Here is a 12,772-nt window from a genome sequence, read left to right as displayed (position 1 = left end):
CGGCTTTTTCGTATCCGGCTCATGGCGCTGGTCGGAAAAGCTGAATCTTCCGCACGGGACGCTACTCAACCTGCAACAGCCCACGTTCAGGAGAGCCCTGCATGTCTCTTATCGATTTCAACGCCGGCGGCGTTCCCGGCCAGCCCGACCCTGATGTACCTGATCAGCCAGGTAGACCCGTGCCGCCGCAGGAGCCGGGTGAGCCGACGCTGCCGGATCAGCCGCCTCCGGCGCCCGTCGCCAGTTGTCGGCCGCGGCAGGTGTACGAGCGCAGTGCCCCGCCGGCCGAACGGATCGCCGGGGAAAGTCACTGATTGCAGCCACCGACGCAGCATGAACTGCTGGTCGGACGGTGCCGAATGCGAAGAAGCCGGGCAATGCCCGGCTTCCTGGTTTTCGTTGCCTGCGATCAGGGCACCAGCGGCAGCTCGCGCTTGTGGCGCGTGGCGTCATAGGTGCGCACGATGGTGGCATAGGCCTCGTCGCTGACGTTCTGGCCATGCAGGAAGGCATCGATCTCGGCGTAGGTCACGCCGTGAGCCTCCTCGTCCGGCTTGCCGGGGCGCAGTTCCTCCAGGTCGGCGGTGGGCGTCTTCTGTACCAGATGTTGTGGCGCGCCCAGGTGCGCGGCGATGGCGCGCACCTGGTGTTTAACCAGACCCGACAGCGGAGCGAGGTCACAGGCGCCGTCGCCGAACTTGGTGAAGAAGCCCATCACCGCCTCGGCGGCGTGGTCGGTGCCGATCACCAGGCCGTTGTTGGCGTTGGCGATGGTGAACTGGGCGACCATGCGAATGCGTGCCTTGACGTTGCCAATCACGAAGTCGCGACGGGCGTCGCTCAGCTGTTGCAGGTGGCTGACCTGCTCGCTGAGGCCGATTACGCTGGCGGCGATGTTGACCGTGGCCTCTTCATCGGCATTGACGAATTTCAGCGAATCCTGGGCGTCGTGCTCGTCGTGCTGGGTGTTGTGCGGCAGACGCACGGCGATGAAGCGATAGTCGGCGTCGCCGGTCTCGGCACGCAGCTCCTCGACCGAGAGCTGGGCCAGGCGTCCGGCCGTGGTGGAGTCCACGCCGCCGCTGATACCCAGCACCAGTACCTTGAGGCCGGACTGCTTGAGGGTGTTCTTGATGAAGGTCTTGCGCCGTTCGATCTCGGCGACCAGCGCGGCATCGTCGGCGAAGGGGGGCACCACGTCGAGGGCGGCGGCGATTTCGGCTTGGCGGTTACTCATGTCTAGGTCCTCACTGGGTGACGCGAAAGACGTGTTTCAGGTAGCTGACGAAATTCTCGTCGCGGCACTGGGTCTTGCCGGGTGTGTCGGAGATCTTCGCCACGGGCTGGCCGTTGCAGGCGATCATCTTGATCACGATGTTCATCGGCTCGACGCCGGGTATGTCGCAGGTCAGGTTGGTGCCGACCCCGAAGCTTACGTGGATTCGTCCGGAAAGTGCACGGTAGAGCCGTAGCGACTTGGGCAGATCGAGCCCGTCGGAGAACACCAGGGTCTTGCTCAGCGGGTCGATGCCGAGTTTCTCGTAGTGGGCAATGGCCTTTTCCGCCCACTCCAGCGGGTCGCCGGAATCGTGGCGCAGGCCGTCGAAAAGCTTGGCGAAATACAAGTCGAAGTCGGCCAGGAAGGCATCCATGGTGATGCAGTCGGTCAGGGCGATACCCAGCTGGCCGCGGTATTCACGCACCCAGCAATCGAGGGCGGCTATCTGGCTGTCGATCAGCCTGGGGCCCAGTTGCTGGTGCGCCATCAGCCATTCGTGGGCCATGGTGCCGATGGGTTTGAGGTCGAATTCGCGGGCCAGGTGCACGTTGCTGGTGCCGACGAAACGCCCTGGGAAATCACGCTTGAGGATGTGCACCGCCTGTTCCTGCACGCGGTAGGAAAAGCGCCGGCGGGTGCCGAAGTCGGCGAGCTGGAAACCGGCCAGCTCGTCCTCGCTGGCCTCGGCGCGCAGCCAGTCGAGCTTCTGGTAGAGGCGCTCGGCAGCCTGCTCCAGCAGTACCTCGCGGTAGCGATAGCGGTTGCGCACTTCGCTGACGATGGCCAGCAGCGGCACCTCGAAGAGGATCACGTGCAGCCAGGGGCCGCGCAGGCGAATGCTCAACTGGCCGTCTTCGATGCCCGTGTGGACGTAGCGCAGGTTGAAGCGGAACAGGCTGAGAAAGCGGATGAAGTCGGGCTTGATGAACGGGATGCGCTCGAGAAAGGCGAGCTGGTCCGCGGTGATGCTCAGCTCGCTCAGGCGCTCGATCTGGTAGCGAATTTCGGCCAGGTAGGGCGTCAGGTCCTCGCTGCTGCGGCAGCGGAACTCCCATTCCACCTCGGCGTTGGGGTAGTTGTGCAGCACCGCCTGCATCATGGTCAGCTTGTAGAAGTCGGTGTCGAGCAGGTTCTGCACGATCCGTTCGGCGAAGATACTCTCGCTCATCCTTGGGTCTCCGTGGCTAAGGCGCTGTCCAGCTCATCCAGGCTGGATGCAAGTGTGATGCCCTGTTCGCGCATGGCGGTACAGGCTGCATCGGCGGTGTTGCGGGCGATGGCGCGGCAGGCCGGCAGGTAGACGGTCACTGCGAAGCCGGCGCGGCGCAGCTGCAGGGCCGTGGTTTTCACGCAGTAATCCAGGGCCAGGCCGCCGACCAGTATGTGGTCGACTGCATTGTGCCGGAGAAATTCGATCACGCCCGTGCTGCGCTTCTCGGCCAGGTCGTGGTAACAGGCGCCGTAGGGGTGCAGGTCGGGCTCCACGCCTTTCCATACGAAGTAGTCGTAATCCAGCGGCGCAGGCAGGCCTTCGAGCAGCTCGAAGCCGGGCGTGCCGGGCACGCAGTGGCTGACCCAGGTCAGATCGGCATTGGCCAGGGGCAAGGGCTGCAGCATCTGTGCGTGGCTGTCGACCACCCAGGCGGCCCGCGGGCTGTGGGCATCCTTGCTGCCGATGCGCAGCTGGGCGCGTGTGGCCAGCTGATTCAGCGCCGGGACGATGGCATCGCCTTCGGGTACGGGCAGTTCGCCGGGGCACAGCGGGGTGAAGCCTTTCTGGGCGTCTACGTCGAAGCTGGCGATCTTCATGGTGCGCTCCTCTCTGCGCTTGGATGACTACATATTTCATCTGATGAAATATGTAGTCAAGCGTTTTTTCATGGAAACAGGTGAAAGACCGCGAGTTATTGGTCAAGATGAAATAAGTAAACGAAGCAGTGAGAGTGCCTATGAGTGCAGCGGAAGTTCTCGCCGGGGTCGATATCGTGGCCCTGAGGCTGAATGGGGAAGGGGTTTTGCAGGTGCTGCTGGCTCGCCGCCAGCGCGAGCCCTATGCCGGGCAATGGGCGCTGCCGGGAGTACTGGTCAACGGCCGCTGCGCCGATGCCAGCCTGGATGCCGCGGCTGCCCGTGCCCTGGCAGACAAGGCGCGCCTGCAACCGCAATACCTGGAGCAGGTGGCCACGGTGGGCAATGGCGTGCGCGACCCGCGCGGCTGGTCGCTGAGCACCTGCTACCTGGCGCTGCTGGCGCCTGACGTTGAGCCGCAGGATGAACATCTGCAGTTCATCGATCTGTCGGCGCTAACCACAGGCCAACAGGCCTTGCCGTTCGACCATGGACAACTGGTGCGCCTGGCGATGGAGCGGTTGCAGGGCAAATCGGTTTACAGCTCGTTGCCGCTCTATCTGCTGGCACCACGCTTTACCGTGACGGAGGCGCTCGCTGCCTTTCAGGCCTGCCTCGGCGAGCCGGTGCAGCACACCACGCTGCGCGGCAGGCTGGAGCGCATGAAGACGCAGGGCTGGATAGTCGATACCGGAGAGAAGAACTACCCGAAGATGGGACGACCCCAGGTGCTGCTGGAGCGGCGGCCGGCGGCAGGCGTGTTCATATTCGACCGCAGCCTGCTGGCCTGAGGGACCGAGCGCAAAGCTGCGGGCAAAAAAATAGGCGCCAGAGGCGCCAGGAGCTTTGCAACACGATGCATGGCTTATGAGCCTGAACGTTTGGTTAAGTTCAATTCCGGTGATGGGAAAAGGCCATCTTTTCGCGCCGGCTTTTCTACAGGCAAAAGAAAAGGCGCCAGAAGCGCCTTAAACGATGATCTATGGAGTAAGTCGAATATTCAGAGTGGTGCGCTGAGGAAAAGGTTCAGCGCACCCGACGAACGGTCATCATTTGCCCGGCATCAGCAGCAGACGCTGGTTGCCGTAGACCTTATCCAGATTCTCCGATTTGAACGGGAAGCTCATGTAACCGGCCTTGAGCCAGGCGTCTATGCCGTCGGCGTAGTGCGGGCTGGCCGGGTTGCCCGACTGGCCGGAGCTGTTGACGCCGATCAGCGGCTCGTCGGCGGCGAAGTCCACCACGATGCGCATGGCCGGAACCAGCCAGGTATCGAAGTTTTGGCCCCAGGCATAGGCGGCGACGTTGAGGGTGCTGTGGTCGCCGCCGGCCGGGTAGGGGCCGCGGTCCAGATAACCTTTCAGGGCATTGATGCTGCTGCGCTGGCCGGCGCTCATGTAGGGCGCCAGGCGGGTGGTGTCGGTCACCCATTCGTAGGTGTGCAGCTTGCCCCATTGCCAGTTGCGCCGCTCAGCGCCCAGGCGGCTCTCGAGCAGGGTGATGCTGGCCGCCAGGCTGCGCGCCAGGATGGTCGGCTTGTCTTCCTGCTCGGGCGTGCGGACGTCGTTCCAGAACGGGCTGTCGGCGCGGCCGAGCAGGTGGTCGGCTTGTGCCGAGTAGGAGGCGTTGGCGGTTTGCACCAGTGCGTTCCAGGCCGGGCCGTCTTCCGGGCCGAGCTCGTCGAGGAAGATCTGCCGCGCGCTTTCGTGGAGGAAGGCGCCGTAGATGGCGGCATCGGCCGAGCTGGCAGCCAGTTTGCCGTCGAACGCCAGGAGGCGTTTCAGGGCTTCGTCGGCACGTTCGCGCTGGCCGGCCGGCAGCGCCGCGATGGCCTGGCGCAGCGGGTCGTGCATGGCCGGGTCGTTGAACATGGCCTGCAGCTTGGCGACGAAGGGCGAGGTCTGGTCGTACTGCATGGCGATCATGCTGCGACCGTCGTGGCTGCCCCGGCCGGCCAGTTCGGCGATGCGCTCGGCGCGCTCCGGGTAGTACCAGGAGCTGGACAGCTGCATGCCGTAGCCCGGCGGTACGCTGCGCTCGTTGGCGGTGCCCAGCCAGCCTTGCGGTGGGTCCTGATCGTAAGGATGCAGCATCGGGTCGGCGAAGCCGTCCCAGGTGTAGCGCTCGTCCCAGCCGGGGGAGGGCAGCAGGCCACGGCCGTCGCGGCGGTTCGGGTAGCGTCCGGTGACCTGCCAGCCGATGTGCTGGGCATCGGCGAAGACGATGTTCAGCGGCATCGCGCGAATCTCGCGAGCGACCTCGAAGGCCGCGTCCACCGACTGCGCGCGGGACAGGTCGAAGAAGGCATCGAGGCTCTGGTCGCGCTCGAACTGCGTGGTCTTGAGCGCCAGGCCGTAGCCGCTCTGCACGGGTAGCGGCTGCAGCGGATGCTTGCGTTCGCCCAGCACCGAATTGAGCAGCGGGCCGTTGCGCGTTTCGAAGAGCGTTTCGCGGATCGGTCGCTGACCCTTGATGAAGAAGGTTTCCTGGCGCTCGGTGACCGGCAGCCATTTGCCGTCGGCCTCGTACATCAGGCGGCTGCCTTCGCGGCGGATGCGCTCGAGATAGAGGTCCTGATTGTCGCCCATGACCATGGTCATGCCCCAGGCCAGCTTGCCGTTGTAGCCGGCGACCACCGCCGGCACGCCGGCCAGCGAGACGCCGGCGGCCTGGTACTTGGGCGAGCGGATCTGCACGAAATTCCACAGCGAAGGCATCGCCAGCGGCAGGTGCGTGTCGTTGGCCAGCAGGCTCTTGCCGCCACGGGTTCGCTGCGGCGCGATGGCCCAGTTGTTCGAGGCGGCGACGCCGAGCATGTGCTGTTCGGCGATCTGCGCGGCGGTGCGGGAAATCGCCTGCAGACCCGGCAGCTGGCCTTTCAGGTCGAGGCCGGCGAGCTTTTCCGCTTCGGCGAAGGGTAGCGGCTCGTCCGGGTAGATGGGCAGCAGCCAGGGCAGCTTGTCGGCGCCCACACGCTGCGCCAGGGTCAGCGCGGCGACCTCTTCCTGCAGGTTCACCGACAGGCCGAAGTTGAGCAGGCAGAACAGCAGCACCGAGTCCTCGGGCTTCCAGTACTCGGGACGGTAGCCGGCTTCGGCCAGGTCCATCGGCAGGCTATCGCGGTAGCGGAACATGTAGGCGTTGACGCCCCGCGCATAGACCTCGAAGAAGCGTTTCAGGCGCGGTGAGGCGTCGGCGTAGAGGATCTCCGCGCTTTTCTTCAGGTTCACCGCGCGCATGAAGCGGTCCATCTCCAGCACGCCGGGGCCGGCTATTTCCGCCAGGCGGCCCTGGGCCAGCAGGCGCATGCCGACCATCTGGCTGAGGCGGTCGCCGGCGTGCACGTAACCCAGGGTGAACAGCGCGTCGTGGAAGGTACCCGACTCGATCAGCGGCATGCCGAGGGCGTTGCGCCGTACCGATGCGCTTTCGGCAATGCCCTGCACACGCTCCACGCCACGGGTGGGCGGCACGCTGTCGGCATAGCGGCTGTTGAGAAAGGATTGGCAGCCGGCGAGGCCGGTCAGCGAGGCGGCAAGAGTCAGGTAGGCCAGCGTACGCATGGCGGTTGTCCTTGGAGTGCGAGCGTTCAGAAGGGCGACAAGGGTGCGCGAAGCGCCGGTCGGGCTGCGACCGGCGCCAAAGTCGCCAAGGTAAAGAGGCTGGTCTGGCCTGACAAGGGGGCGGCCAGCTGCCTGCTCATCGCCGCAGGCGTGCGCCGCTGCTGGGGACGTGCTCAGGCCCTGTCCGGCCGGCTGGCGAGCCCTTCGTCGAGCAGCCAGCGCGCTGCCGTGCGGGCGGCGGCCTTGTGTTGCAGCTCCAGCTCGGTGAAGCGCTTCTCGAAGCGTCGGCGTGCGGGCTTGTCCAGCGCCTTCCAGGCGGCGTGGGTGGGCACGTCGGCGGTGGCTTCGAACAGCTGGTGAAAGACCTGGCAGCGGGCATCGTTGCTCAGGGCGCTGTCGTAGTTGTCGAGCAGCACCTTGATGCGGATGGCACCTTCGATCAGCGGCAGCTGCTCGTCCAGCAGGCTGCTGGCGAGGATGTTCAGGTCACCGCCGAGCCGCTGCCGGCGTTCCTGCTCGGCGGCGGCCTGGCTTTCCTGCTGCGCCCAGACGCGGCGCCACAGGTGCCAGGCATACGCCGCCAGCGCAGCGATCAGCAGCAGACCGGCCAGCACGAGCGTGAGCGTTATCGTGCTCATCCGAGCCTCAGGCGCCGTGGCACTTCTTGAATTTCTTCTGACTGCCGCAGGGGCAGGGGTCGTTGCGGCCGACATCCTTCAGGGCGTTGCGCACCGGCTCCTGATGGCCGTGATTGCAATGCGGCCCGTGAACGTGACCATGGTCATGCTGGTGATCATGGTTGCAGTCGGGGCCGTGGACGTGGGGTTGGTTGCTCATTGCGGTTACTCCGGGATGAAATCGCCCGGAATTATCTCGCCATTGCGCGCCATGTGCACGCGGCGTCCGAACAACATGCCGGTTTTTACCTCGCCCTTGAGGCTGTAGCGGATCGGCACGTCGGGTTTTTCCAGCGCCTTGACGATCTGTCGCACGTGGCGCCAGAGGTTGGTACGCACCGGTACCTCGAACACGTGATGGCCATGCGCAGGCACGGTGAACCACTCGTTGGAATGCCCTTCGGCCAGCAGCATGCCGTTGAGGTGGACGTTGTAGTCCAGCCCGCGCACCGGCAGGTTCACGCCGTTGGGATTATCGATACGAAAGCGCAGGCGGAACTCCTGTTCGAGCAGCCTGGCCTTGACCACATCAACTTTGATGAGTTGGACATCCGGGTCCTTGAAACTACCTGTCATCCAGGTAGAGCATCCTGTGAGGCCAGAAAGCAGGCCGAAAAACATCAATAGGCTGATAATTCTTATCATTTGCGCCTGAGAAAGCATTTCATACCCCCGTTGCGCCCCAGTGTAACAAGCAAGCGCTCGGCTGCAACCGGGCAAGAGCCATTATTTTCAATACGATACGGTTGCTCTTCACGGTCTGGACGGTTCGAAACAACATGGATGAGACGCCTGCAGTATTAGCGCAAAAAAACCTGCGCCATACTGCAACCTGAATAGGACAGGAGTGTGACCATGAGTCGCTATGAGATCGCCTTCTCCGGGCAACTGGTGCCTGGCGCCCAACCGGAGCTGGTCAAGGCCAACATGGCCAAGCTGTTCCAGGCTGACGCCCAGCGCATCGCTCAGCTGTTTTCCGGCCGTCGCATCGTGATCAAGAACAATCTCGATGCGGCCGGGGCGGAGAAGTACCGGGCGACGCTGGAGCGCGCCGGTGCGCGGGTGGAAGTGGTCGACATGGACATGCCGATTGAGGAGGTCGAGCTGGCGCCTCCGCCTCCGCTCGAAACGGCCGGCGCACCGGTGGTGCCGGCCGCAGCGCCCAGGCCGGGACGCCTGCAGGTGGCTCCGCGCGACGAGTACATGGCGGCATTCAGCGAAGTGGATGCGCCCGACTTCGGCATCGCCCCGGTAGGTGCCGATCTGCAGGACGCCAAGCCCGATGCCCAGGCGCCTCGCGTCGACCTCTCGCAGTTCAGTCTGGCCCCGGTGGGCAGCGACATGGGCCAGGCCAAGGCCGAGGCCGCCGCGCCACCGCCGGATACCTCGCATCTGAAACTGCAGGAGTGAGCGGCATTCTGCGCGCTGGGGCCGGCCGCACTGGCTTGAAGGAACGCCGCGACGTCGGCCGCGGCATTCGCTCCGCTTAGCGGCCTGCCTGCAGGGCGGGCAGATCGGTCAGCCTGCCTGGTTCTTGCATTTGGCTTCGGCCTCTTCCGGTTTGAGATTGCGTACCGTGACGAAGAACAGCTCACAGGTCTGCATCTTGTCCGTCACCTGCCACTTCTGGGTACAGGCGGCGAGGGTCTGCTGCGGGTTGCCCGCAGGCTGCTGACCCATGCCGGCCTGCCAGCAGGCGGCGCTCAGATCCTGCCCCATCACCCGGATTCCGGTGGCGTTGGCCTTGTCTTCGCTGCCCTGGTTGTTGGCCGGATCGGCTGCGTACCAGATATAGCTGGGATGGTTGGCACCCAGCACGGAAACCAGCTGGCCGGGTGCCGCGCTGATCTGCCCGAGGCCGAGCACGGGCAGGTTCACGCCGTACTGCTGCTTGATCCAGTTGCGCACCGGGCTGCCGAAGGCAACCATCGGCAGCGTACCGTCGCCCTTGCCGGCGCTGAGTTCGCTGACCATGCGCTGCTGGTAGCTGTTGAAGTAGCCGTAGACGCCCTCCAGGGCGCTGCCGGCGCTGGCCGGTGCGGCGATGGGGGCGATATCGACGATGGTCTGATAGGCCGGTGTCTGGGCCTGGGGAATGCCGTTGTAGCTGAGCAGCGCGGCCCAGCGGTCGGTGGTGCTGGAGCGCAGGTAGTCCTGAGCCTGGGTCAGCGAGTAATCGGGTGGGAAATGCAGCAGCTCGACGCTCTTGCGGTTCTCCAGCGCCATACCCAGCGGCAGGAAGAAGTACCAGTTGTACTGCCACTTGCCGTCGCGGTTCAGCTGGCTGGCGCCTTGGTAGGCGAGGTCGCCGGAATCGAGCAGCTGCTGCAGGGAGCGCCCGTAGCCCTGCGGCGTGCCTGAAAAATACGCCTGAATGCGCTCCCCGTTGCGCAGCACGCGTACGCTGGCCTGGTCGTAACCGTCGCGTGCCAGGCTCTGTTTCAGGTAATGCTCGACGGTCTGTTCCAGCGTCCAGTCGCGGTAGCAGATCACGCTGCAGTTGTTCGGATAGGCGAACAGCCGGCTGACGCGCTGGCTGTCGCCCAGATCCGTGTAGTCCCCTGTCGGCCCATTGGGCTGTCCGGCGCAGCCCATAAGCAGGCTGGCCAGGATGAACGCGATACCACTCTTCTTGTGCATGGCCTTCTCCTTGTTGAATGTCCCTGCGGACGCTTCAACTCAAGCAGAAAGCGGTGCGAGTGCCAGTCAGGTGCCGAGATAGGGGGCGCAGCACTTATTGAATTTCTGCCCGCCCTGGCAGGGGCAGGGGTCGTTGCGCCCGGCTTTCAAGGGCGCAGTCGGGTCGAGGAAGTACCAGCGCCCCTGAACCTGGACGAAGGCCGAGCATTCGCGATGGCAGTGCTCGCCGTTCTCGTCATGCCAGCGCGCGGTGAAGGTGACCTGCGCATGCTCGGGTTGGCCGCCGAATACCTCGCTGCCTTCGACTTCTAGGCCCAGCCAGGTGGCCTGGGCGCTCCAGGCGGCCATGGCTTCGCGGTCCAGGGCGCTCTGCTGCACGGGCAGGGTGGTGGCGACCAGATAGTCCACCAGGCCCAGCACATACGCGCTGTAGCGCGAGCGCATGAGCAGCTCGGCACTGGGGGCGTGGCTGCCGGCATGGTAGGGACCGCAGCATTGGCCGAGTAGTTTGCCGCTGCCGCAGGGGCAGCTTGGATCGAGCTGGCTCATCGCCTCACCACCAGTATTTGCCGAAGTTTTCCGGGTTGGCCCAGAACTTGGCGTTGAGCCAGTCGGGGACCTGCTTGTAGTCGAGCAGATCGTAGGTAAACAGATGCAGGGTCTGTCCCTCGCGCTGGAACTGCTCGCTGGCCTGCATGGCGAGGGCGAAGAAATCGGTTTCGCGCCAATCGCTCGCCTGCAGATCCACCAGCACGGCGACCCGGCTGGCATTGAGATTACGAATGCCGCCCAGCAACTGCAGGCCTTCGCGCTTGGGCATGTGCTCGAGGCAATCGACCAGCAGGGCCAGGTCGAAGCGCTGTGCGGCCAGTTCTGGCGTCAGCGCGGCGGCCGGCGCCAGGCTCACGCTGCAGTCCGGATGCACGCTCTGGAAGGCGCTGAGTGCGGGCAGCTCGCTGGCGCCGAGCAGCAGGAGCTTCGCCGGGCTGTAACGGTCGAGCAGCGCGGCCAGGGCCTGCTGCGGGGTACGGGAACTTGGGCTGGCGGTCATGGAACATCCTCGAAAACTCGACAAAGACTAACGTGACGCCGGGAACAGGCCTAGAGTCCGAGGAAATTATGCGCAATACCTCCTATAGCTGGCGGATTGCACAACTCCTGTCTTTACTACCATTGAATCGGTTATGGGCCGATGAACATTGGAGACCTAAAGTATGAGCATCACAAGGAACGCTGTACCCCTGATTCTGGCCAGTACCCTGTTGACCGGTTGCGCCGGCTTGCAGAAATCCGACTGGCCCACCTGTGCGGCGGTGGGCGGTGTCGGCGGTGCTGCGCTGGGTGCGATCGAAAGCTCCACCTGGGCGGGTGGCGGCGCCGTGCTTGGTGCCGGCATGGCGGCTGCCTACTGCTGGGTGCATGGCGCCGATGCGCAGCAGGTTGCCGTGGCCGAGGAAGTCGTCGTCGAAGAAGTCGTGGTCGCCGAACCTCGGGCCGAGGCGGTGCGGGTCGAGCTGGACGTCAAGTTCGACTTCGACAAGTCTCAGGTCAAGCAGGAAAGCTACGGCGACATCAAAGCGCTGGCCGACTTCATGAAGCAATACCCGCAGACCAGCACCGTGGTCGAAGGGCACACCGACTCGGTGGGCAGTGACGCGTACAACCAGGGCCTGTCCGAGCGCCGCGCCAATGCGGTGCGCGAGGTACTGGTCAACCAGTACGGCGTCGAGTCCAATCGCGTCCAGGCAGTGGGTTATGGCGAAAGCCGCCCGGTTGCCGACAACGCCACCGCCGAAGGCCGTGCCATCAACCGTCGCGTAGAAGCCGAGGTCGAGGCTCAGCCCTAAGCCGGGGTAATGCCTGAGCAGAGCCCGCCCGGCCACAAGCCGCGCGGGCTCTGCTGTTCTTGTGCTCAAGCGAAGCGGCGTCTTTACTCCTGTGTTACCGGCATTCAGTCGGTAACACAGGAGACACCGCCATGAGAGCCCACCTTTCGAGGGTTTTACCTTTTCTCTTGGTCAGCAGTGTTCTCTCCGGTTGTGCCACGACTTCCAGTACGGGAGACGCGCCGCTCAACCAGGGGAACTGGCCCCTGTGCAGTGCGATCGGAGCCCTGGCCGGTGGCGGCCTGGGTGCCATCGAGAGTTCCACCTGGGCAGCAGGCGGCGCTGTCGCCGGTGCGCTGCTCGGCACCATCATCTGTTACGCGCAGGATGGCGACGAGGACGGTGACGGCGTGTTCGACCGCCGCGACCGCTGCCCCGGCACGCCTGCCGGTACCGCCGTGAGCCATAACGGCTGCCCGTTGCCGCAGTACCCCGCCAGCGCCCCTGTTGCGCCTGCCATGGAGCCGGTAGCGCAGGACGAAGTCATCGTCCTGAGCGACCTGGGCAACGTGCTGTTCGCCTTCGACTCCGCGGAACTGACCGCCGAGGCGCGGCGCCTGCTCACCGATGTCAGCGCACGGTTGACCGGCGCCAGCCTGGTCTCGGTGAAGGTCGTCGGCCATACCGACAGCGTCGGCTCGGACGCCTACAACCAGGGTCTGTCCGAGCGCCGTGCGCGTAGCGTGGCGGATTTCCTCGTCGCCCAGGGCGTGCCGGCCGGCAAGCTCAGCACCGAAGGACGCGGCGAGAGCCAGCCGGTGGCGGACAACGGCAGTGATGCCGGGCGTGCGCAGAACCGCAGGGTAGAGCTGTACGTTTCCCGTTGAGCAACGAGCGTGCCTCGGACCGGGGAGGGTCTGAGGCTCGCCGCCTTGTCGC

15 protein-coding genes are annotated in these 12,772 nt (G+C 64.9%); 5 read left to right on the top strand and 10 right to left on the bottom strand.

All coding sequences use genetic code 11. The annotated features are described in order from the left end of the window. Positions 1 to 101 precede the first annotated feature (101 nt). Complete coding sequence (locus tag L1F06_RS17390) at positions 102 to 314, top strand: hypothetical protein (protein WP_012017993.1); 213 nt, start codon at positions 102 to 104, stop codon at positions 312 to 314. A gap of 95 nt (positions 315 to 409) precedes the next feature. Here the strand turns inward: L1F06_RS17390 and nadE are convergent, their stop codons facing one another. The 3 genes from nadE to L1F06_RS17375 are packed head-to-tail and all read right to left on the bottom strand — an operon-like array spanning position 410 to position 3,088. Continuing rightward, the gene (gene nadE, locus L1F06_RS17385) at positions 410 to 1,237 is read right to left on the bottom strand and encodes an NAD(+) synthase (RefSeq protein WP_129481554.1); all 828 of its coding nucleotides are present in this window, start codon (positions 1,235 to 1,237) and stop codon (positions 410 to 412) included. A 10-nt stretch (positions 1,238 to 1,247) separates the two neighbouring features. Then, positions 1,248 to 2,447 (bottom strand): nicotinate phosphoribosyltransferase, encoded by a 1,200-nt coding sequence (pncB, locus tag L1F06_RS17380; RefSeq protein WP_012017995.1) that lies wholly within the window; start codon positions 2,445 to 2,447, stop codon positions 1,248 to 1,250. Continuing rightward, positions 2,444 to 3,088, bottom strand: a complete 645-nt coding sequence (locus L1F06_RS17375; protein ID WP_129481553.1) for a nicotinamidase — start codon at positions 3,086 to 3,088, stop codon at positions 2,444 to 2,446. Before L1F06_RS17375 ends, pncB begins: the two co-directional genes overlap by 4 nt. Before the next feature lie 140 nt (positions 3,089 to 3,228). Between L1F06_RS17375 and L1F06_RS17370 the strand changes: the two genes are divergently transcribed. Continuing rightward, positions 3,229 to 3,918, top strand: a complete 690-nt coding sequence (locus L1F06_RS17370; protein ID WP_129481552.1) for an NUDIX domain-containing protein — start codon at positions 3,229 to 3,231, stop codon at positions 3,916 to 3,918. A gap of 258 nt (positions 3,919 to 4,176) precedes the next feature. Here L1F06_RS17370 and L1F06_RS17365 read toward each other — a convergent pair whose 3' ends face one another. From L1F06_RS17365 to L1F06_RS17350, 4 genes are all read right to left on the bottom strand, one after another. Further along, positions 4,177 to 6,690, bottom strand: coding sequence for a penicillin acylase family protein (locus L1F06_RS17365; RefSeq protein ID WP_129481551.1), 2,514 nt, complete (start codon positions 6,688 to 6,690; stop codon positions 4,177 to 4,179). Positions 6,691 to 6,863: 173 nt separating this feature from the next. Next, positions 6,864 to 7,328: a DUF2489 domain-containing protein gene (locus L1F06_RS17360; RefSeq protein WP_129481550.1), complete on the bottom strand. Its 465-nt coding sequence runs from the start codon at positions 7,326 to 7,328 to the stop codon at positions 6,864 to 6,866. A 7-nt stretch (positions 7,329 to 7,335) separates the two neighbouring features. After that, positions 7,336 to 7,527 carry an SEC-C metal-binding domain-containing protein gene (locus L1F06_RS17355; protein WP_003245566.1) on the bottom strand — a complete coding sequence of 64 codons (192 nt, stop codon included), beginning with the start codon at positions 7,525 to 7,527 and terminating at the stop codon, positions 7,336 to 7,338. Positions 7,528 to 7,532: 5 nt separating this feature from the next. Then, positions 7,533 to 8,030 (bottom strand): LEA/WHy family protein, encoded by a 498-nt coding sequence (locus L1F06_RS17350; RefSeq protein WP_177490996.1) that lies wholly within the window; start codon positions 8,028 to 8,030, stop codon positions 7,533 to 7,535. Positions 8,031 to 8,222: 192 nt separating this feature from the next. Here L1F06_RS17350 and L1F06_RS17345 point away from each other — a divergent pair, with 192 nt between their 5' ends. Beyond that, positions 8,223 to 8,777 (top strand): hypothetical protein, encoded by a 555-nt coding sequence (locus tag L1F06_RS17345; RefSeq protein ID WP_012018001.1) that lies wholly within the window; start codon positions 8,223 to 8,225, stop codon positions 8,775 to 8,777. 108 nt (positions 8,778 to 8,885) lie between these two features. Here the strand turns inward: L1F06_RS17345 and L1F06_RS17340 are convergent, their stop codons facing one another. The 3 genes from L1F06_RS17340 to L1F06_RS17330 form a co-directional block, all read right to left on the bottom strand. Continuing rightward, positions 8,886 to 10,007: a hypothetical protein gene (locus tag L1F06_RS17340; protein ID WP_129481549.1), complete on the bottom strand. Its 1,122-nt coding sequence runs from the start codon at positions 10,005 to 10,007 to the stop codon at positions 8,886 to 8,888. Between the two features lie 66 nt (positions 10,008 to 10,073). Then, the gene (locus L1F06_RS17335; RefSeq protein ID WP_129481548.1) at positions 10,074 to 10,556 is read right to left on the bottom strand and encodes a YchJ family protein; all 483 of its coding nucleotides are present in this window, start codon (positions 10,554 to 10,556) and stop codon (positions 10,074 to 10,076) included. 4 nt (positions 10,557 to 10,560) lie between these two features. Beyond that, positions 10,561 to 11,058 (bottom strand): DUF6231 family protein, encoded by a 498-nt coding sequence (locus L1F06_RS17330; protein WP_129481547.1) that lies wholly within the window; start codon positions 11,056 to 11,058, stop codon positions 10,561 to 10,563. Between the two features lie 163 nt (positions 11,059 to 11,221). Here L1F06_RS17330 and L1F06_RS25035 point away from each other — a divergent pair, with 163 nt between their 5' ends. Both L1F06_RS25035 and L1F06_RS17320 read left to right on the top strand, forming a co-directional pair. Further along, on the top strand, positions 11,222 to 11,854 hold the full coding sequence (locus tag L1F06_RS25035) for an OmpA family protein (RefSeq protein ID WP_003245555.1): 633 nt from the start codon (positions 11,222 to 11,224) through the stop codon (positions 11,852 to 11,854). Between the two features lie 131 nt (positions 11,855 to 11,985). Then, positions 11,986 to 12,720, top strand: a complete 735-nt coding sequence (locus tag L1F06_RS17320) for a PA1041 family peptidoglycan-binding anchor lipoprotein (protein ID WP_012018005.1) — start codon at positions 11,986 to 11,988, stop codon at positions 12,718 to 12,720. Positions 12,721 to 12,772: the final 52 nt, after the last annotated feature.

This window comes from Pseudomonas hydrolytica, assembly GCF_021495345.1.
Taxonomy (GTDB): Bacteria; Pseudomonadota; Gammaproteobacteria; order Pseudomonadales; family Pseudomonadaceae; genus Aquipseudomonas; species Aquipseudomonas hydrolytica.
The sequence above is the reverse complement of the archived record's forward strand: the minus strand, read 5'-3'. Positions and strand labels throughout refer to the sequence as shown.

Excerpts from the sequence above, each read along its gene's own strand:
- L1F06_RS17390 (WP_012017993.1), top strand. The coding sequence starts at position 102 with ATGTCTCTTATCGATTTCAACGCCGGCGGCGTTCCCGGCCAGCCCGAC.
- nadE (WP_129481554.1), bottom strand. The coding sequence starts at position 1,237 with ATGAGTAACCGCCAAGCCGAAATCGCCGCCGCCCTCGACGTGGTGCCC.
- pncB (WP_012017995.1), bottom strand. The coding sequence starts at position 2,447 with ATGAGCGAGAGTATCTTCGCCGAACGGATCGTGCAGAACCTGCTCGAC.
- L1F06_RS17375 (WP_129481553.1), bottom strand. The coding sequence starts at position 3,088 with ATGAAGATCGCCAGCTTCGACGTAGACGCCCAGAAAGGCTTCACCCCG.
- L1F06_RS17370 (WP_129481552.1), top strand. The coding sequence starts at position 3,229 with ATGAGTGCAGCGGAAGTTCTCGCCGGGGTCGATATCGTGGCCCTGAGG.
- L1F06_RS17365 (WP_129481551.1), bottom strand. The coding sequence starts at position 6,690 with ATGCGTACGCTGGCCTACCTGACTCTTGCCGCCTCGCTGACCGGCCTC.
- L1F06_RS17360 (WP_129481550.1), bottom strand. The coding sequence starts at position 7,328 with ATGAGCACGATAACGCTCACGCTCGTGCTGGCCGGTCTGCTGCTGATC.
- L1F06_RS17355 (WP_003245566.1), bottom strand. The coding sequence starts at position 7,527 with ATGAGCAACCAACCCCACGTCCACGGCCCCGACTGCAACCATGATCAC.
- L1F06_RS17350 (WP_177490996.1), bottom strand. The coding sequence starts at position 8,030 with ATGCTTTCTCAGGCGCAAATGATAAGAATTATCAGCCTATTGATGTTT.
- L1F06_RS17345 (WP_012018001.1), top strand. The coding sequence starts at position 8,223 with ATGAGTCGCTATGAGATCGCCTTCTCCGGGCAACTGGTGCCTGGCGCC.
- L1F06_RS17340 (WP_129481549.1), bottom strand. The coding sequence starts at position 10,007 with ATGCACAAGAAGAGTGGTATCGCGTTCATCCTGGCCAGCCTGCTTATG.
- L1F06_RS17335 (WP_129481548.1), bottom strand. The coding sequence starts at position 10,556 with ATGAGCCAGCTCGATCCAAGCTGCCCCTGCGGCAGCGGCAAACTACTC.
- L1F06_RS17330 (WP_129481547.1), bottom strand. The coding sequence starts at position 11,058 with ATGACCGCCAGCCCAAGTTCCCGTACCCCGCAGCAGGCCCTGGCCGCG.
- L1F06_RS25035 (WP_003245555.1), top strand. The coding sequence starts at position 11,222 with ATGAGCATCACAAGGAACGCTGTACCCCTGATTCTGGCCAGTACCCTG.
- L1F06_RS17320 (WP_012018005.1), top strand. The coding sequence starts at position 11,986 with ATGAGAGCCCACCTTTCGAGGGTTTTACCTTTTCTCTTGGTCAGCAGT.